Origin of the sequence: Cellulomonas endometrii (assembly GCF_949769265.1) — a bacterium.
Taxonomy (GTDB): domain Bacteria; phylum Actinomycetota; class Actinomycetes; order Actinomycetales; family Cellulomonadaceae; genus Cellulomonas; species Cellulomonas endometrii.
This window is the reverse complement of sequence record NZ_CATKPC010000022.1, coordinates 1-17,689: the sequence shown is the minus strand read 5'-3', so window position 1 is coordinate 17,689 and position 17,689 is coordinate 1. Positions and strand designations below refer to the sequence as shown.

Annotated in this window: 15 protein-coding genes and 1 tRNA gene; 10 read left to right on the top strand and 6 right to left on the bottom strand. The window is 75.9% G+C overall.

The window, feature by feature from the left end:
• Positions 1-57: 57 nt before the first annotated feature.
• The 4 genes from QNH85_RS17625 to QNH85_RS17610 form a co-directional block, all read right to left on the bottom strand.
• On the bottom strand, positions 58-1,182 hold the full coding sequence (locus tag QNH85_RS17625; RefSeq protein ID WP_282948511.1) for an ABC transporter ATP-binding protein: 1,125 nt from the start codon (positions 1,180-1,182) through the stop codon (positions 58-60).
• A gap of 183 nt (positions 1,183-1,365) precedes the next feature.
• Positions 1,366-2,925, bottom strand: coding sequence for a PQQ-binding-like beta-propeller repeat protein (locus QNH85_RS17620; protein ID WP_282948509.1), 1,560 nt, complete (start codon positions 2,923-2,925; stop codon positions 1,366-1,368).
• A gap of 58 nt (positions 2,926-2,983) precedes the next feature.
• Complete coding sequence (gene otsB / locus QNH85_RS17615) at positions 2,984-3,820, bottom strand: trehalose-phosphatase (protein WP_282948507.1); 837 nt, start codon at positions 3,818-3,820, stop codon at positions 2,984-2,986.
• A gap of 11 nt (positions 3,821-3,831) precedes the next feature.
• On the bottom strand, positions 3,832-5,265 hold the full coding sequence (locus QNH85_RS17610; protein ID WP_282948505.1) for an alpha,alpha-trehalose-phosphate synthase (UDP-forming): 1,434 nt from the start codon (positions 5,263-5,265) through the stop codon (positions 3,832-3,834).
• A gap of 153 nt (positions 5,266-5,418) precedes the next feature.
• Between QNH85_RS17610 and QNH85_RS17605 the strand changes: the two genes are divergently transcribed.
• The 8 genes from QNH85_RS17605 (at position 5,419) to QNH85_RS17570 (ending at position 14,367) form a co-directional block, all read left to right on the top strand.
• Positions 5,419-7,350 carry a serine/threonine-protein kinase gene (locus QNH85_RS17605; protein ID WP_282948503.1) on the top strand — a complete coding sequence of 644 codons (1,932 nt, stop codon included), beginning with the start codon at positions 5,419-5,421 and terminating at the stop codon, positions 7,348-7,350.
• 79 nt (positions 7,351-7,429) lie between these two features.
• Positions 7,430-7,981: a hypothetical protein gene (locus tag QNH85_RS17600; RefSeq protein WP_282948501.1), complete on the top strand. Its 552-nt coding sequence runs from the start codon at positions 7,430-7,432 to the stop codon at positions 7,979-7,981.
• A 37-nt stretch (positions 7,982-8,018) separates the two neighbouring features.
• Complete coding sequence (locus tag QNH85_RS17595; protein WP_282948499.1) at positions 8,019-8,888, top strand: DsbA family protein; 870 nt, start codon at positions 8,019-8,021, stop codon at positions 8,886-8,888.
• Positions 8,889-8,966: 78 nt separating this feature from the next.
• Positions 8,967-10,250, top strand: a complete 1,284-nt coding sequence (locus QNH85_RS17590) for an MFS transporter (protein ID WP_282948498.1) — start codon at positions 8,967-8,969, stop codon at positions 10,248-10,250.
• 58 nt (positions 10,251-10,308) lie between these two features.
• A tRNA-Thr gene (locus QNH85_RS17585) sits at positions 10,309-10,382 on the top strand.
• 240 nt (positions 10,383-10,622) lie between these two features.
• Complete coding sequence (locus QNH85_RS17580) at positions 10,623-11,435, top strand: DUF3800 domain-containing protein (protein WP_282948496.1); 813 nt, start codon at positions 10,623-10,625, stop codon at positions 11,433-11,435.
• A gap of 370 nt (positions 11,436-11,805) precedes the next feature.
• Positions 11,806-14,007, top strand: coding sequence for a hypothetical protein (locus QNH85_RS17575; RefSeq protein ID WP_282948494.1), 2,202 nt, complete (start codon positions 11,806-11,808; stop codon positions 14,005-14,007).
• A 189-nt stretch (positions 14,008-14,196) separates the two neighbouring features.
• Positions 14,197-14,367, top strand: a complete 171-nt coding sequence (locus tag QNH85_RS17570; protein ID WP_282948492.1) for a hypothetical protein — start codon at positions 14,197-14,199, stop codon at positions 14,365-14,367.
• Positions 14,368-14,506: 139 nt separating this feature from the next.
• On the opposite strand, the gene QNH85_RS17565 is transcribed toward QNH85_RS17570, so the two are convergent.
• Both QNH85_RS17565 and QNH85_RS17560 read right to left on the bottom strand, forming a co-directional pair.
• Positions 14,507-14,884, bottom strand: coding sequence for a nuclear transport factor 2 family protein (locus QNH85_RS17565; protein WP_282948491.1), 378 nt, complete (start codon positions 14,882-14,884; stop codon positions 14,507-14,509).
• A gap of 73 nt (positions 14,885-14,957) precedes the next feature.
• Positions 14,958-15,629, bottom strand: a complete 672-nt coding sequence (locus QNH85_RS17560; protein ID WP_213283544.1) for a response regulator transcription factor — start codon at positions 15,627-15,629, stop codon at positions 14,958-14,960.
• 80 nt (positions 15,630-15,709) lie between these two features.
• Here QNH85_RS17560 and QNH85_RS17555 point away from each other — a divergent pair, with 80 nt between their 5' ends.
• Both QNH85_RS17555 and QNH85_RS17550 read left to right on the top strand, forming a co-directional pair.
• Positions 15,710-16,861 (top strand): sensor histidine kinase, encoded by a 1,152-nt coding sequence (locus QNH85_RS17555; RefSeq protein WP_282948487.1) that lies wholly within the window; start codon positions 15,710-15,712, stop codon positions 16,859-16,861.
• A 117-nt stretch (positions 16,862-16,978) separates the two neighbouring features.
• A complete protein-coding gene (locus QNH85_RS17550) occupies positions 16,979-17,581 on the top strand; it encodes a hypothetical protein (RefSeq protein WP_282948485.1) in 603 nt (200 codons plus the stop codon).
• The last annotated feature ends 108 nt before the right edge of the window (positions 17,582-17,689 follow it).

The window sequence follows — 17,689 nt, the reverse complement described above, 5'->3', positions numbered from 1 at the left end:
GAAGGGGCGGGACCGGTGGTGTGCCGGACCCGCCCCTTCGACGTGGAGGTGCTGTGCTCAGACCGCGATGCGCTCGCCCGAGCCGGCGTGGAACAGGTGCTGCTCGCCGGTGCGGATGCGGACCCAGATCTTCTCGCCCTTGGCGGGGACCTGGCGCGGGTCGACACGGACGATGACCTGCGAGTCGCCGGCACCGGAGGTGACCTGCGCCGCGCCGGCCTCGGCCGCCAGGGAGCCGTAGACGAACGCGTCGGAGCCGAGCTCCTCGACGATGTTCACGACGACCGGGATGGCGTCCGGGGTGCCCTCGGGGACGACGTCCAGAGACTCGGGCCGGAACCCGATCGTGATGGCGTTGTTGTCGTCCGCCGCCAGCGCGCTGAGGGCGTCGCGCGGCACGGCGATGCCGGCGGTGCCGACCTTCGCGACGCCGTCGGTCAGCGGGAACGTGCCGAGGTTCATGGCCGGGGAGCCGATGAAGCCGGCGACGAACACGTTGGACGGGGTGTCGTACATGTCGCGCGGGGTGCCGACCTGCTGGAGCAGGCCGTCCTTGAGGACCGCGATGCGGTCGCCCATGGTCAGGGCCTCGGTCTGGTCGTGCGTGACGTAGACCGTGGTGACGCCCAGGCGGCGCTGGAGCGAGGCGATCTGCGTGCGGGTCTGCACGCGGAGCTTGGCGTCGAGGTTCGACAGCGGCTCGTCCATGAGGAACACGCGCGGCTCGCGGACGATGGCGCGACCCATGGCGACACGCTGACGCTGGCCACCGGAGAGGGCCTTCGGCTTGCGGTCGAGGTACTGGGTGAGGTCGAGGATCTTGGCGGCCTCCTCTACGCGGGTGCGGATGTCCGCCTTCGGGGTGCCGGCGATCTTGAGCGCGAAGCCCATGTTGTCGGCGACCGTCATGTGCGGGTACAGCGCGTAGTTCTGGAACACCATCGCGATGTCCCGGTCCTTCGGCTGGACGTCGGTGACGTCGCGGTCGCCGATGAGGATGCGACCGGCGTTGACGTCCTCGAGACCCGCGAGCATGCGGAGCGAGGTCGACTTGCCGCAGCCGGAGGGGCCGACGAGAACGAGGAACTCGCCGTCCTCGACGTGGAGGTCGAGAGCGTCCACCGCGGGGCGCTCCGTGCCCGGGTACACCCGGGTGGCCTTGTCGAACGTGACCGTAGCCATCAGTGATCAGTCCCTTCACCGGCAGGTACGTGCCGGACGATCCGTCGTGAAGAGTGTCAGAGTGTCTTCGCTGACACGGGTCGAGGGAGGTCGGGTGACCCCCCTCGGTCCACTGGTCATCCTGCCACACCCGGGCCGCGGCGCGGCGACCTGCGCAGACACCTGTTCGGGGGACCGCCGGGCTCAGTTGAGGACCAGCACGTCCCCGGGCCCGAACGCGAGCAGGTCGCCCTGCCACGCCCACACGCCCTGCACGTCGTCGGGCAGCCGGGTGGCCCACGCGAGCTGCCCGTCGGCCAGCGAGTAGGCCAGCACGCTGCGGGAGCTCGCGGGGGTCTCGGACGTGACCGCGCCGGTGGCCGGGTCGATGCGCACCCCCGCGTCCGCCGCCGCCCGGGTGGCCGCGAGGACCAGCAGGTGCCGGCCGTCGGTGAGCACGCCCCCGGTGTCGTTCGCGACCGGGGACGGCGTCCGCCACGTCTCGCGGCCGGTCGCGACGTCGACGGCCCACACCGCCTCCCGGTCGCTGCCGTACAGCACGCCGTCCAGCAGCACGAAGCCGGAGTCCACCCACGCGGAGCGGGGCAGCGTCCACAGCGTCTCGTCGCCCGCGACGTCGTAGCCGACCAGCTCCCGCTGCGCGCCGTCCTGCACGACCAGCAGCTCGACGCCCGGGACCGAGCCGTCGTCGACGGTCAGCGCCAGGGGCGAGCCCGGCAGCGTCGCCAGCGTCCGGCCGTCGGGGCCCAGCACCTCGGCCGGGGTCCCGGGCGACGTGAGGTGCCCCCCGCGGGTGAGCGTGAGGTAGTCGACGCCCTCGCGCTCGAGGGCGCCGTCGGCGGCCGCCAGGGCCCAGGACCCGAGGTCGCCCTGGACCAGCACGTGCCCGCGCACGACCGTGACGCCCGGCGGGTAGGTCAGGGACTGGGGCGTGGCCGCGTCGGTGCCGAGCGGCAGCTCGGTGCGCCAGCGCGGCTCGCCGTCGGGCGCCTCGCCCTCGGGCCACGCGGTGACCACCAGCGCGCCGTCCGTCACCGACGCGAGGACCTGCAGGCCGTCGCCGGCGTCCCACCCGGACACCGGCGGGACGTCCTGCTCGTCGCGCGCCCGGCCGGTCGCCGGGTCGAAGGACATCAGACGGCCCGAGGTCGGCGGGCCGGGGATCCAGGCGCCGTCCTCCACCTCGGTCGCGGTGTCCATGGTCCGGTCGAGCACCAGGCAGCGCACCGACGTGACGGGGTCCCCCTCGGGCAGGCACAGCGGGTACTCCGCCCCGAGCCCCGGCTCGCCGGGCTCCCAGGACCCGCCCCGCTCGAGGGACGCGCGCCAGACGGTGTCCCCGGCGGCGTCGACGGCCACCAGCTCCCGGGGACCCTCCCACGGGTCGTTCCCGGGGCCGATCCGCAGGTCGCCGGCCACGACGCCGCTCAGCACCACCGCGGCGATGTCCTCCGGCACGCGGCGGGTCGGCTCGAGCGCGGGGTCGACCGTGCGGAGCACGCCCTCGACCTCCTGCCGCGCGGCGACCCGCTCGCGCTCGCGGGCGTCCAGCACGGTCTGCGTGCCCACCGCGAGGGCGACGACCGCGACGGGGACGGGCCACCAGCGCCGCACCAGCCGCCGGCGGCCGGCCCGCCGGCGGGCGCGCTCCGCCTCGGCCGCCGGGTCGTCCTCGGCCGCGAGCGGGTCGAAGGCGGGCGCACCGGTCTCGACGTCGACCATCTCGACGTCCTGCATCGCCACGCGACGCGCCCTCACCGGCGCTGCCCCCTCATGGGGCGCTGCCCGTCATGCGGGCAACCTACGCCCGGCCGGCGGGACCTGCCTCCGCGTCCACGGACCCGTCGGCGGCGCCGCGCGCGAGGTCCGCCAGCAGGCCCGCGAGGGCCTCCGGGCCGGCGACGCGGTACCGGGCGACGGTCGCCCCGTCGCCCACCTTGACCGTCACGTCGTCCGGGCCCAGCGCACGGAACGCGTTCTCGTCGGTGACGTCGTCGCCGGCGCAGACGACCACGCCGGCCCCGAGCTCGTCCCGCAGCGCGACCAGGGCCGCGCCCTTGTCGGCGTCCAGCACCGACACCTCGACGACCTTCTTGCCGTGCAGGACCTTGGAGCCCAGGCGCTCCCCGACGGCCAGGGCCTCCCGCTCCGCCTCGTCGCCCGTCGCGGGGTCGGCCATGCGGGTGTGCACCGCGACCGCCGCGGGCTTGGTCTCGACCCACACGCCGTCCCGCCCGCGGGCCACGGACTGCAGCTCGCCGCCGAGCGCGGCCAGCCGGTCGGCCTGGTCGTCGGTCAGCCGGATCACGTCGCGGTCGAGGCCGTGCTCGGTGACGCGCGCGCGCTCGGCGCCGTGGCTGCCGATCAGCACCGTGCCCGGCGGCACCTCCGCGAGCCGGTGCAGGTCGCCGAGCGCGCGGCCGGACACCAGCGCCAGCCGGACCCGGTCGGGCCGCGCGGCGAGCGCCGCGAGGGCGGTCACGGCCTCGGGCAGCACGCGCGAGTCCTCCGGGTCGTCCTGCAGGGGTGCGAGGGTCCCGTCGAAGTCGAGCGCGAGCAGCAGCGGCCGGCGGGCGGGGTCGGCGGCCAGGGCCCGCAGCGCGCCGCGGAGCTCGTCCTCGTGGGTGGTGTCGTGCACGATCCCGTCCCTCACACGTTCCGCTCGCGCACCGGCACGGCGCTCAGCACGGACAGGAACGACTCGGACCAGTGCGCCACGTCGTTCTCCAGCACGCGGCGGCGCAGGCGGCGCATCCGCTTGCGGCCCTCGCGCGGGTCGATGAACGCGGCGTGCTGGATGGCGTTCTTCAGGCCCGCGATGTCGTGCGGGTTGACCAGGATCGCCGCCCCGCCGAGCTCGTCCGCCGCGCCGGTGAACTCGCTCAGCACCAGGGCGCCCCGGTCGTCCGAGCGCGCGGCGATGTACTCCTTGGCGACCAGGTTCATGCCGTCGCGCAGGGCGGTCACGAGCATGACGTCGGCCGCCAGGTACAGCGCCGCCATCTCCTCCATCGGGTAGGAGTGGTGCATGTAGTGGACCGCGGCGTGGCCGAGCTCGCCGTGCTCGCCGTTGATCCGCCCGACCAGCACCTCGACGTCGTCGCGCAGCTGCTGGTACGCGCCGACGTTCTCCCGGCTGGGGGAGGCCACCTGCACGAGCGTCGCGTCGGGCACCGTCAGGCGCCCGTCCTCGAGCAGCTCCCCGAACGCCTTGATGCGGTGCCGGATGCCCTTGGTGTAGTCCAGGCGGTCGACGCCGAGCAGCAGCACCTTCGGGTCGCCGAGCTCGTGGCGGATCTCCTTCGCGCGCTGCTGCACCTCGGGGGTGCGGGCCAGCCGGTCGAAGGCCTTGGAGTCGATCGAGATGGGGAACGCCGAAGCGCGCACGTGCCGCTCGGTCCGGCCGTCGGCGTCGGTGATCGAGATCATCTGCCCGCGCGTCGGCCGGTCCGTCAGGCGGCGCACCACCCGCACGAAGTTCGCCGCGTCGCCGCCGCGCTGGAACCCGATGAGGTCCGCGCCGAGCAGACCCTCGACCACCTGCAGCCGCCACGGCAGCTGCGCGAAGATCTCCAGCGGGGGGAACGGGATGTGGTGGAAGTACCCGATGCGCACGTCGGGGCGCAGCTCGCGCAGGTACTTCGGGACCAGCTGCAGCTGGTAGTCGTGCACCCACACGGTCGCGCCGGGGGCCGCCTGCGCCGCCGCGGCGTTCGCGAACCGCCGGTTCACCTTCTGGTACGCGTCCCACCAGAGGCGGTGGAACGTCGGGGGCTGGATCACGTCGTGGTACAGCGGCCACAGCGTGTCGTTCGAGAAGCCCTCGTAGTAGTACTCGAGGTCGTCCGCGGTGAGCTGCACCGGGACGAGGCGCATGCCGTCCGCGTCGAACGGCTCCAGCTCGAGGTCGGCCGAGCCGCCCCAGCCCACCCACGCGCCGTCCGAGTTCTGCACGACGGGCTCCAGGGCGGTCACGAGACCACCGGGCGACCGGTCCCAGCTCGGCTTGCCGTCGTCGTCCAGCGTCACGTCGACCGGCAGTCGGTTCGCGACGACGACCAGGTCATAACCAGCAGATGCCACTGATCCTCAGCTCCTTGGTGTCGTCCTGACCTTAACGTGACCCTCCTGACCCCGCCCGCGATACCGCGTGCCACCTGCGCCTCTGCACCCCGCGCCGGGCCCGCCCGCGCGGCGACCCCGCGGTGCGCGCGGGCGGCGGCTACCGTGCCGTGGGTGGAGCGCATCGGGCTGTCGCCGGGCGCCGAGATCGGCGGGTACACCATCCTCGCGCCGCTCGGCTCCGGAGGCATGGGCACGGTGTACCGGGCCGTCGACGGCGGGGGCACGGCCGTCGCGCTGAAGCTGCTGCACCCGCACATCGGGGCCGACCCGTCGTCCCGGGAGCGGCTGCGCCGCGAGGTGCTGGCCCTGCAGCGGCTGCGGCACCCCGGGGTCGCCGCGGTGCTGGACGCCGAGGCCGACTCCACCGAGGCGTTCCTCGTCACCGAGCTCGTCCCCGGCCAGGACCTGGCCGAGCACGTCCGGCTGCGCGGACCCCTCGACGCCGCCGCCCTGCACCGGCTGGCCGCCGGGCTCCGCGACGCCCTCGAGGCCGTGCACGCCGCCGGGGTGGTGCACCGCGACCTCAAGCCGAGCAACGTCCTGGTCACCCCGGACGGGCCCGTGCTCATCGACTTCGGCATCGCGCAGTCCGTCGACGAGACCCGCGTGACGTCCGCCGGCTTCGTCGTCGGCACCCCCGGGTACCTCGCGCCGGAGCTGGTCGACGGCGCCGAGCCCACTCCCGCGACCGACTGGTGGGGGTGGGCCGCGCTGCTCGCGCACGCCGCCACCGGGCGCGCGCCGTTCGGCACCCGCCCGCTGGAGGCCGTGCTGGTGCGCACCCGCAGCGGCGACGCGGACCTCGCGGGGCTGGGCCCGGTCACCGCGGGGGCCCTGTGGGACGCGCTCGCCGCCGACCCCGCTGAGCGCGCCGAGCCCGACGAGGTGGTCGAGGCGCTCGCCGAGGCCGTGCGCCGCGGCGAGCGGTACTCGCCGGAGGCCGCGACGGTGGCCCTCACCGCGGGCGCGGCGCTCGCGGGAGGCGCCGCGGCCGCCACGCGGGCGGGCGGGACCGTCGCGTTCGGCGCCGGCGACGCCGCCCCGACCCTGGCGCACCCCGCCGCGACCGGGCCGGTGCCGCCGGGGGCGCTCGCGGTGGCCGGCAGCGGCGCCACCGAGGTGATCGGCGCCGGTGGCTGGGCTGACGCGCCCGGCGCGCCCGGCAGCGACGGCACCGCGGTGCTCGCGCCCGTGCCGACCGGCGCGCAGGACGGCACGACGCGGGCGTTCCTGCCGCCGTCGGTGCCGCCGGGCGGCGACCGGTCCGCCGGCGACCGGTCCGCCGGCGACCGGTCCGGCGGGTACGCGGACGCGCCGACCCAGGTGTGGGCGGCGGACGGCGCAGGCGACGCCGGCCAGCCGTACGACGCCCCGTGGGGCGCGGACGAGCCGGCCGAGGGCGACCTCGGGCCCGGCGCGCCGGCCGCCGAGCCCCCGCGCCGCGCGGGGACGGTGCTCGCGCTGGCGCTGCTGGCCGTCGCGGCGGCCGCGCTCTACCCCGGCGTCGTGCTGATCGCGCTCGTCCCGCTGGTGCTGCTGGCCCGGACGGTCGGCTCCGTCGCCGAGTCCCTGGCCCGGCGCCGCGAGCGGGTCGGCGCCCGGCGCAGCGACGGGCTGCGCGCCGTCGCGTCGAGCCCCTGGCACCTGGTCCGCGCGCTCGTCACGCTGGTGCCGTCGCTGCTCGTCGCCGCCAGCCTCGTCGTCATCACGCTCGGCGTGGGCTGGTGGCTGGTCGGGTCCGGCGCGCTCGACGCCGGGCCGCTGCGCGCCGACGCGGACGGCCCGACGGGGACGGCGGCCGCGGTGCTCCTGGCCGTCGCGACGGCCGCCGGCCTGGCCGCACTCTGGTGGGGCCCGCTCGCGCGCACCACCCGCACCGGCGCGCGCCGGGTGCTGGCCGCCGTCGCACCCGGACGGGGCGGGGCGACCGCGGCGGTGCTGCTGGCACTCGTCGTCGCGGCGGTGCTCGTCGCGTTCGCGGCCACCGGCTCCGGCGTCGACTGGACGCCGTTCGCCGAGCCGTCGCTGCCCACGGGCAGCTGACCGGGCGGCTGACCCGGCGACGCACGCCGGGCCCCGAGGACCCAGGTCCGGTCCAGGCGGAGCCCGTACGCTGGGCCGCATGACCGGGACGGCCGACGCGCGGGTGCCGCACGCCCCCGTGCCCGGCCGTGCGCCGGACCGCGAGGGCCGCCTGCTCGCGACCCCGCTGCTCGCGGCCCTGGCGTCCCTGCTGGCCCTCGGCGGGGCGGTCTGGCTGGCCGGGGTCCGCACGCTCGTGCACCAGTGCGTGCACGTCGACGGCCCGCTCGCGGTGCTCGGCGTGCGGCTCACCCTGCTCCAGGACGCCGCCGACTGCCCGACCGGCACGCTCGCCGTCGCACCCGCGGCGTCGCACGGCGCGGTGCTCGCGCTCGGCCTCGTGCTGCCGGTCGTCGCCGCGCACGCCGCCCTGGGTGCCCTCGGCCTCGGTCTGACCGCGCTCCTGCTGCGGGCGGCCGGCACGGCCCGGCGTGTCCTCGGCGCCGTCGTGCGCGTCGTGCCCCGGCCCGCCGGGTTCCAGCCGGCGGGGTCGCGCCGCGGCCTCCCGGTCGCCGGTGTGGTGCGCCTGCCCGCCGCCGTCCTCGCCCGGGCGCGGCACCCGCACCGCGGCCCGCCGCCGGCGTTCGCCTGAGCCCACCGCCCGGACGTCCGAAGGAAGCAGGACCCCCATGACCAGCAGCACCCCGCGCCCCGGCGACTCGCCGCGGCCCACCAAGGCCGAGCGTCGCGACTCCGCCCGCGAGCAGGCCCGCGCCATGCGCGAGCAGCAGGCCAAGCGCGACCGCCGCAACAAGATCGTGGCGATCGGCGGCCTGTCCGCCGCGGTCGTCGCCCTCGTCGCCGTCGTCGCGGTGATCGTCGTGCAGGCGAACCAGCCCGGCATCGCGTACTCCGCGGACGACGTCGACTCGATCACGCTCGAGGAGGTGGCCGCGCCGTCGACCGCGGAACCCTCCGGTGCGATCCCGGTCGGCGCCGACGGCGCCGCGGGGGAGCCCGCCGCCGAGGGCGACGTCGTCGTGTCCGTGTACTTCGACTACATGTGCCCCTACTGCGGCATGTTCGAGGACGCGAACGACGCCGAGCTCGAGACCCTCCGGGAGGAGGGCGGCGTGACCGTCGAGTACCACCCGCTGGCGTTCCTCGACAACCAGTCGCAGGGCGCCGAGTACTCCACCCGCGCCGGCAACGCGGCCGCCGTCGTCGCCGACCAGGCGCCCGAGCAGTTCTCCGCCTTCCACTCCGCGCTGTTCGAGAACCAGCCGGAGGAGGGCACCAAGGGCCTGTCCGACGACGAGATCGCGGACCTCGCGGAGGAGGCCGGCGTCCCGCAGGACGTCGTCGACGAGTTCACCGCCACCGCGCCGGACGCCGAGTGGCGGACGTTCGCGCCGTGGCTCGCGGCGAACAACAACCAGATGAAGTCCGACCTCGGCAAGCTCGGCACCCCGACCGTGCTGATCGACGGCGAGGAGTTCAGCGGCGACCTGTACACGACCGGGCCGCTGACCGAGGCGATCGAGGCCGCGAAGGGCTGACCCGCCCCGCCCCTCGGTGAAGGGCCGCGCCGGTGACCGGCGCGGCCCTTCGCTGCATCGTGCACGTAGACTCCCGCGGTGCCCTCCCTGCTCGTGGACCTGACGCCCCTGCGCGTCAGCCCCGAGTTCCGCCGGCTGTGGTGGGGCCTGTCCGTCGCGAACCTCGGCGCGCAGCTGACCGTCGTCGCGGTCGGCCTCCAGGTGTACGAGCTCACGCGCTCCACGCTCTCGGTCGGCCTGGTGGGGCTGTGCGCCCTGGTGCCGCTCGTGGTGTTCGGCCTGTACGGCGGGGCGATCGTCGACCACGCGGACCGGCGCACGGTGGCCCTCGTCGCGTCGGCGGTCAGCTGGGTCGCCACGCTCGGCCTCGCGGTGCAGGGCTGGGGCGGGAACACCCACGTCGGCGTGCTGTACGCGCTGATCGCCGTGCAGTCCGGGGCCGGTGCCGTCAACAGCCCCGCGCGCTCCGCGATCATCCCGCGGCTGCTCGAACCCCGGCTCATGCCCGCGGCCAACGCCCTGCAGACCGTCGGCTGGAACGTCGCGCTCACACTCGGCCCGCTGCTCGGCGCCGGGCTCGTCGCGGCCCTCGACTACGGCATCGTCTACACGCTCGACGCCGTGCTGTTCACGTTCGCGTTCACCGCGCTGCTCCGGCTGCCGCCCATGCCCCCCGAGCCGTCCGGCACCCGCCGCGCCCGCGCCGGGCTGGCGTCCGTCCTCGACGGGCTGCGGTACCTCGGGACCCGGCCGAACGTGCGGATGACGTTCCTGGTCGACCTCGTCGCGATGATCACGTCGTCCCCGCGCGTCCTGTTCCCCGCGGTGGGCATCGTCTACCTGGGCGGCGGCGAGACGACCGCCGGCGTGATGACCGCGGCCGTCGCCGCCGGGGCGATGCTCGCCGGGCTGTTCTCCGGCGGCCTGGCCCGGGTGCGCTGGCAGGGGCGCATCATCGTGCTGGCGATCACCGCCTGGGGCCTCGCCGTCGCGGCGTTCGGCGCGGTGCTGGTCGTCGCCGGCCGCGGCCACCCGGACCACGTGCTGTGGCTGGCGCTGGCGCTCGGCGTGCTCGCCCTGGCGGCCGCCGGGGCCGCGGACGCCGTCAGCGCGGTGTTCCGGCAGACGATCCTGCAGACCGCGACCCCGGACGACATGCGGGGGCGGCTGCAGGGCGTGTTCGTGGTCGTGGTCGCCGGCGGGCCGCGCCTCGGGGAGCTGCTGCTCGGCACCGCCTCGGAGCACGTCGGCGAGGGCGGCGCGGCGCTCGCCGGCGGGCTCGCGTGCGTCGTGGTCCTGTGGGCGCTCGTGCGCTGGCAGCGCGGGTTCTGGCGGTACGACGCGCGGGACCCGCAGCCCTGATCCGCGCGCCGGGTGGCCGGTAGGCTGGTCGCCGCACGCGCCCCGCGGGGTGCGCCGCGCCTCCTTAGCTCAGCTGGCCAGAGCAGCTGTCTTGTAAACAGCAGGTCGTCGGTTCGAATCCGACAGGGGGCTCCCTCTTCAGACCGCGTCGTCGCCGGACGCACCCTCGGCGCGCGGCTCACCGGTGCCGAGGAGGACGTCATGCGTCCGCCGTTCCGGGAGCGGCGGTCGTCCCTGTGAGGGCTCATCGCATGCGATCTCGCCCTCGGGGCGCGAGCACCTACGCCGACGACGGCGGCGTCGCACAGCACCCGCTTGGGTGCTGCTCGAGTCGTGCATCATCCGACAGGTGTCGACAGCAGAGCGTGGTGCATGAGCGTCATCGGTGCGCTGGACGCCATCCTGAGCACGAATGCCAGTCCCCGCGGCGAGTTCGCGTACATCGACGAGTCGGGGAACGTCGGTGCCCCCGCGAAGGGTGGAACGCGGAGCTACACCCTCGGCTGCGTCATGGTGCCGATGGACCACTGGACCGACCGGCTCGACGTCATGGTCGAGGCGCGGAGCCAGATCCGGCGCACCTACGACGTCCGGCTCCGCGACGAGCTCAAGGCGAACTCTCTGCTGCGTGGCCGCGGTCCTCTCGAACCGCTGCGGCTCGGCGACGGGCAGCGCCGTGACATCTACAGGCGGCTGCTCGTCGCGACGAACGTCGCCAGCAGCGGGGTCTTCGCGGTCGTGATCGACAAGGAGCACCCGCGGTTCTCAGGCGATCCTGCTGAGAGGGCGTGGGAGTACCTGCTGCAGCGCCTCCGCATCCGCTCGGAGACGATGGGGCACCCGATCGTGGTGGTGCACGACGACGGCGATGCCGATCGCGTCCGCAAGCACGTCCGCAAGTTCAGGCGGCACTCGTTCGCGCCCGGTGGTGCTCGCGTGACCGCGCCACTGCTCATCGAGGACCCTGTCGCACGGAACTCGGCGCTGTCGTACGTCATCCAGGCGGCGGACTTGACCGCCTCCGCAGCGTTCCGGCTGTTCCAGCCCCCGGGGACGCGCAACGCGAGCGTGCAACGAGCTGATGTGGGACGTCATGAACGCCCGATGGATGACGCAGGTCTCCACGCGCCGCCACGACGGCCTGGTCGTCTTCCCGGCGTCGACATGCGAAGGGGGCACCCCTAGGCGGGGTGCCCCTTGATCGCATGCCTACACCGGCAGGAGCCGGGTTCAGCCTGCACCTCGATTCTAGCCATGTGGTGCCCCCCGGTCTGCGACCTGGGCCACCCGTGACTCGATCCGAACCCGACTGCGCCAAGGGTGAGGGCGGAGGTGAACCTCGCCGCTGCGCCCCTGATCCGGGACCTTCGTCCGGCAGGCTCCCGCAGGGGCCGGCCGCGTCTGCGGTCCGGCCCCGACCCACGACCGCCTTCGCGGGGCGTGGACAGCCGGAGCAGCAGGAGGACACGTGCAGCACAGAGCCAGGTCAGCGTCCCGTCGGTCAGCGGCGGCCCAGCGGGGCCCGGGACGGGTGCGGCGGGCCGCGCTCGCGGGTGTGACGTCGGTGACGGTCCTGGCCGCCGGTGTGCTTCCCGTCGCGCTGGCCCCGGCCGCGCTCGCCGACCCGGCGGCCGCCGCCCCGAGCTCCGTCTTCGGCGTCGGCACCGTGGCGGGGGTCGTGCCGGACGGCGTCTGCGGGGTCCAGGCGGTCGTCGTCGGTGGGGCGGGAGGTCGCTCCGCCGCGGGCGCGAACGGGATCGGCTCCAACGGCGGCGCCGCGCGCGTCGTCGCGACGTTCGGCGTCGTCCCGGGCACGACCTACGCCGGCACGGTCGGCGGCGGTGGCGGCGAGAACAGCGGGAACGCCGGCGGCTCCGGCGGTGCGAACGGCGGGGGCGCCGGCGGTTCGGTGACCGGCCAGCACGGCGGCGCGGGGGGCGGCGGGTACAGCGAGCTGACCCTGGGTGGCGACCTCGCCGTCCTCGCGGGCGGCGGCGGCGGTTCCGGCGGCGGCCACTCGGTGTCGAGCGACGGCTTCGGCGGCGACGCGGGCCTGCCCGTGACGGCGGGCACCGTCGCCGCCGGTTCCGCGGGCACCGACGGGTACGAGGGTCAGACGGCCGCGGCGGAGCGCATCGGCGTCGGCGGCGGCCAGGGCGGCGGCACGAGCACCGCCGGTGCCGGCGGCGTGCACAGCGTCGACCCGACCCTGAACGGCCTGCCGGGTGCCGGTCGCACCGGTGGCGCCGGCGCGTTCGACCCGAACTACGACGCGGGCGGCGGCGGAGGCGGCGGCTACCTCGGCGGCGGCGGTGGCGCCTCCACGCTGATCCAGAACACCGAGGCCGACGGGTCGGGAACGGTCGTCAACACGGTCGCCGGCGGTGGTGGCGGCGGCGGGTCCAGCTTCGTGGCGGCCGGCGCCACGGGCGTCCAGGCCAGCGCGGTCGGGCGTCAGACCGGGACCGGCGCGGGCGCCGCGGGCTCGATCACCCTCGACTGGGTCGAGTGCGACTACGACCTGGCCGTGACCAAGACGGTCTCCGTCGACGGTGGGCCCGCGGGCGCGACCGCGTCGGCGGCCGCCGGGGACGTCCTGGCCTGGACCGTGACGATCACCAACCAGGGCCCCGCGGCGATGACCCGCGGCGACCTGGTCACCCTGCGCGACGTCGTGCCCGGCACCGGCCCGGCGGTGCTCACGTCCGTCACGTCCTCCGGCGGCACCAACGCCGCCCTCGAGCGGGGTCCCGTGACCTGCGACGCCGTCGCGGGCGACCCCCTGCCGGCCGAGCTCGAGTGCGCACGGCCGTTCGCGCTGCTCGGCGAGGCGCCCGCGGGCAGCCGCGGCCTGGACGTCGGGGAGACCCTGACCGTGGTGGCCACGCAGACCGTCGCGGACGCGCCGGGCAGCACCCTGACGAACGTCGCCGCCGTCGAGGACCGCGGCGACGCGTCGGACAACACGGCGAGCGCCACCGTCGACGTGGTCGCGCAGCCGGCCGCCGTCGACGACGCCGACACCGGCAACACCCTCGGCGACGCCGTCACGGTGGACGTGGTCGGGAACGACGCCGGTGACCTCGACCCCGCGACGGTCCGCCTGGTCGACCCGGTGTCCGGCGACCGCGTCAGCACCCTGGTCGTGGCCGGCGAGGGCACCTGGTCCGCCGACCCCGCGACGGGCGCGATCACGTTCACGCCGCTCGCGGGCTTCCACCGCAACCCGACGCCCGTGCGCTACGAGGTCTCCGGCCCGGTGGGCGCCCCGGTGACCGCGCAGGTCGTGGTGACCTACCTGCCGAAGGCGCAGGACGACGCCGACCGGGACAACGACCGCGGCACCCGCGTGACGGTCGACGTGGTCGGCAACGACCGGGGGAGCCTCGACCCGACGACGGTGCGGCTCGTGACCCCCGGGACCGGCGCCCTCGTGACGGAGCTCGTCGTCGCCGGTGAGGGCACCTGGAGCGTCGACCCGGCGACCGGGGCGATCACGTTCACGCCGCAGGCCGGCTTCACCGGTGACCCGACCCCGGTCGGCTACCAGGTGAGCGACGTCGAGGGCAACGTCACGGCGGCGCAGGTGCTGGTCACCTACCGCGACGTGGCCGCCGCCCCGGCCGCGGCCGCGGCACCCGGGTCGCCGCTTGCGGTCACCGGTGCGGAGATCGGCGCCGGGGTCGGCGCGGCGCTGCTGCTCCTGCTCCTCGGCGCGGGCCTGGTCGGCTGGCGCCGCCGGACCGGCCGGGCCTGACCGGTCCGCGGGCGGCTCCCCCGGCCGCCCGCGGACCGACGAGCCCCGGCGCGCCGCTCCCTGGCGCGCCGGGGCGCCGTCGTGCCGGGGCTGCGTCGTGCCGGCAGGCCGGCCGGTCCGACCGCTCACATCCCGGTCGCGGCGGCCGAAGGGGTCCGACAAGCACCGTCGTCCCCGCAGGAGAGCCCCATGAGCAGCACGCTGGCCCCGAGCCGCCCGAACCCGCTGACCCGCGTCACGGTCGAGCACGCCCCGTCGTGCCACCGGCCGGGCTGGCACCTCGACACGAGCCCCCGGCGGTTCGGCGTCGTCGTGGCCCGCTGCACCTGCTGCGGCGCCGTGGAGTGGCGCGCGCGCTGAGCTCCGCGTCGAGCGCGGCCGGGCATGGAGAAGCCCTCGGCCGCGCAGGGGGCAGGCGACCGAGGGCATGCTTACTGTAACCCAGGACCGGCCCCCCGGGGAACGTCCCTCACCCGATCGGAGGGACGGGCCGGCGGTGTCAGGACGGGTCGGCGCTCGCGCTGTACGGCTTGCCGGGCCAGTACGCCCACTCCTCGAAGTGCTCGACGCGGCCGTCGGGCGCGAAGCGCAGCACCCACAGGTCGCGGTACTCCTGCGGCTCGTCCCCGCCGTACCGGACCTCCACGCGGACGACGGCGTCCGCTCCGTCGGCCGCGACGACCTCCGCGTCCATCGTGAACGGCGTCGGGTCCGGCCAGAAGTCGCGGATCGCGGCGAGCCCCTCCAGCGGCGCCTCGTACGGGGAGCGCAGGTACCGCGCCTCCTCGGTGAACAGCGTGGCGACCGCTGACACGTCGTCGTCCCGCCAGGCGCGCTCGTAGGCCGCCACCCAGGCCATCACGTCCGCGCGTCCCATCGCGTGCCCCCTCGCTGCGTCGGTGCCGACCATCGTGCTCCGCCGGTGCCGGGGGTGTCGAGGGTGTCGAGGGTCAGGTCGCGCGGCCGGTCTCCTCGAGCAGGCGGAGCGCCGCCGTGACGCGGGGGTTGCGGGACGGGTCGGCGTCGATGCCGAGCGTGGCGTAGACGCCGTTGATGTGGTTCTGCACCGACTTCTCGGTGATCTTCAGCGCCTCGCCGATGCCGGCGTTCGACAGGCCCTGCGCCAGCAGCCGGAGGACGGCGTACTGCCGGTCGGTGAGCCGCGCCACGGCGGAGCCCGCACGCGGGGCCATCCGGTCCAGCAGCACCGGGTCGAGCGTGGTCCGCCCGGCTGCCGCCGCCTGGATGGCGTGGACGAGGGTCTGGGCGCTCGTCGACGACGTCTTGGACAGGTACGACCAGCCGTGCGACACGTCCGGGGGCAGGTCGAGCAGCAGGTCCATCGCGTCGTGCGCGGAGAGCAGCAGGATGCCGAGGTCGGGCTGGTGCCGGCGCAGCGTCACCCCGAGGGCGATGCCGTTGCCGTCGGGCAGGTCGATGTCGAGGACGGCCACGTCGGCGGCGCCGGGCCGCAGCGCGGCGGCGCCCTCCTTGACGGTGCCGACCGCGGCGACGACGCGGACCCCCGCGACGGCCTCGAGGGTGAGCTCCAGCATCGACCGGAAGAGTGGCTGGTCCTCGACGACGACGACGCGGACGGTGTCGGGTGCGGAGTCGGACATCCCGGACAGTATGGTCGTCCGGACCGCGGATCGCGGCACGGCACGCGGGCCCGGTCCGCGCGGGGAACGGGTGATGACGGATGCCGACGGCTGTGGCGCAGGACGCGGCCGCGACCCGCGCCGACCGGCGGGCCCTGCTGGCGGCCTCCGGCACCGTCATGACGGCGTTCGCGGTGGGCGCGGCGGTCCAGACCGCGTGGGTCTACGGCAACCAGGGCGGCCACGTGCCGGTGACGGACCGCATCCTCGCCAACCTGACCGCCGTGGCCTCGATGCTCGTGATCCTGGCGCTCACCGGGGTGCCGCTGCCGCAGCGCGGCCCGCTCGCGCTCGTGGTGGGCGTGCTCAGCGCGGGGGTCACGGCGTCGGGCGTGCGGTTCGGGTCGCAGCTGCTGCTGGACGTGTACGTGGACCCGCCGCGGTCGGTGATCGTCGCCGAGCTCGGCAGCGGCGCCGCGGTGGCGTGGATCGCGGCGGGCATGGGCCTGGCGGCGATGCTCTCGCAGCGCCGGCTGCGCACGCAGGTCGCCGCCGCCGCGGAGAGCCGGATCCAGATCGAGCTCGCGCTGCAGGCGCTGCAGCACGAGGAGGTGCGGGTCCGGCGCGAGGTCGCCGAGGGCCTGCACGGCAGCATGCAGCAGCGGCTGGTGCTGGTGGTGGCCCGCCTGGACCGGCTGCTGGACCGGCTGGCCGGCGGCACGGCCACCGAGGACGACCTCGCGCTGCTGCGGGAGGTGCGCGAGCAGATCGAGACGGTGCGCGAGGCCGACGTCCGGGCCACCAGCCGGATGCTCTACCCGGACCAGCTGGAGGTCGGGATGGTGCCGGCGATCCGGTCGCTGCTCAGCCGGATCCCCACGTCCGTGAACACCCGGCTCGGCGTCACGGACGAGGTGCGCGCGCTGGACGACCCCGCGGCGCCGCAGCTGACCCGCTCCGAGCGCCTGATCGTCGTGCGGGTGGTGGAGGAGGCGATCAGCAACGCGCTGCGGCACGGCCACGCCGAGGTGGTGGACGTGCGGCTGTCCGTGGTGGCCGGCGCCGTGGAGGTCCGGGTGTCCGACGACGGCCGGGGCTTCGGCGCGGACGCCGGCGTGCCGTCCGGCACCGCGCGGCTGTCGGACCGGCTGCGCCTGGTCGGCGGGGACCTCCGCCTCACCTCCGTGCCCGGCGACGGCACCCAGGTGGTCGCCAGTCTTCCGGTGGAATCACTGCGGTCATCAGTGCTGTGACCTGCGGAGACGCGTTTTTCACCCACCCGGATTGTCCGGTTTGCCCGGATAACGGGTGGGGTGCCGGGGTTGACGCTCGCCGGGAGGGGTGCTGACACCCAGAAGAGCTCCCGGCGGGTGCACCGCGCGGCCCTAGGGTGCGCGAGCCGCGTCGCCGGGATCCCCTGCTCCGACGCCGCGTCGGCACGCCCCCGCCCACGGCTCTGCGGGACGCGCCGCGCCTGCCAGAGCCGCGTCGTCCGAGGAGACCCATGTCCGTCGCCACCGCCCGCCACGCCCGCCACGCCCGCGCCCCGCCCCCGCCGCACGGTCCGCCGCAAGGTCGTCGCGCTCACCGTCGCGGGCCTCGGCATCGCCGGCCTGGGCCTCGCGTCCGCCGCCCAGCTGAACCTCACCGCCGGCGCGCTCGGCGCGGGCACCACCGTCGTGGCGTCGTGCGACTCCGACGGCGTGCAGGTCGCGTTCAGCAACGCCTTCGCTGCCGCGGCCAAGGGCTACACGGTCACCGAGGTGAAGCTCTCCGGCGTCGCCGCGGGCTGCGCCGGCCAGAACGTCACGGTCGACCTGCTCAACACCGACCCCACCGACGCCTCCACCGGCGCCTCCCTGCGCCAGGTCACCGGCACGGTCGGTGCGTCCGGCGGCACCGTGACCCTGAGCGTGCCCGGCGCGGTCAAGGCGGCCGACGTCAAGGGCGTCGCCGTCGTCATCGCGAGCTGACGCCGCAGGACGCAGCATCAGCGCGCGGCACGCCGGGCCGGCCGGTGCGGGCAGCACGACCGCCCCGCACCGGCCCCTCGGCGTCCCCGCGCGCGCCCGGGCGGCCCT

What these genes read in the sequence shown, in the direction of transcription:
- QNH85_RS17625 (WP_282948511.1), bottom strand. Translation starts at nt 1,182, where the DNA reads ATGGCTACGGTCACGTTCGACAAGGCCACCCGGGTGTACCCGGGCACG.
- QNH85_RS17600 (WP_282948501.1), top strand. Translation starts at nt 7,430, where the DNA reads ATGACCGGGACGGCCGACGCGCGGGTGCCGCACGCCCCCGTGCCCGGC.
- QNH85_RS17595 (WP_282948499.1), top strand. Translation starts at nt 8,019, where the DNA reads ATGACCAGCAGCACCCCGCGCCCCGGCGACTCGCCGCGGCCCACCAAG.
- QNH85_RS17580 (WP_282948496.1), top strand. Translation starts at nt 10,623, where the DNA reads ATGAGCGTCATCGGTGCGCTGGACGCCATCCTGAGCACGAATGCCAGT.
- QNH85_RS17570 (WP_282948492.1), top strand. Translation starts at nt 14,197, where the DNA reads ATGAGCAGCACGCTGGCCCCGAGCCGCCCGAACCCGCTGACCCGCGTC.
- QNH85_RS17565 (WP_282948491.1), bottom strand. Translation starts at nt 14,884, where the DNA reads ATGGGACGCGCGGACGTGATGGCCTGGGTGGCGGCCTACGAGCGCGCC.
- QNH85_RS17560 (WP_213283544.1), bottom strand. Translation starts at nt 15,629, where the DNA reads ATGTCCGACTCCGCACCCGACACCGTCCGCGTCGTCGTCGTCGAGGAC.
- QNH85_RS17555 (WP_282948487.1), top strand. Translation starts at nt 15,710, where the DNA reads ATGCCGACGGCTGTGGCGCAGGACGCGGCCGCGACCCGCGCCGACCGG.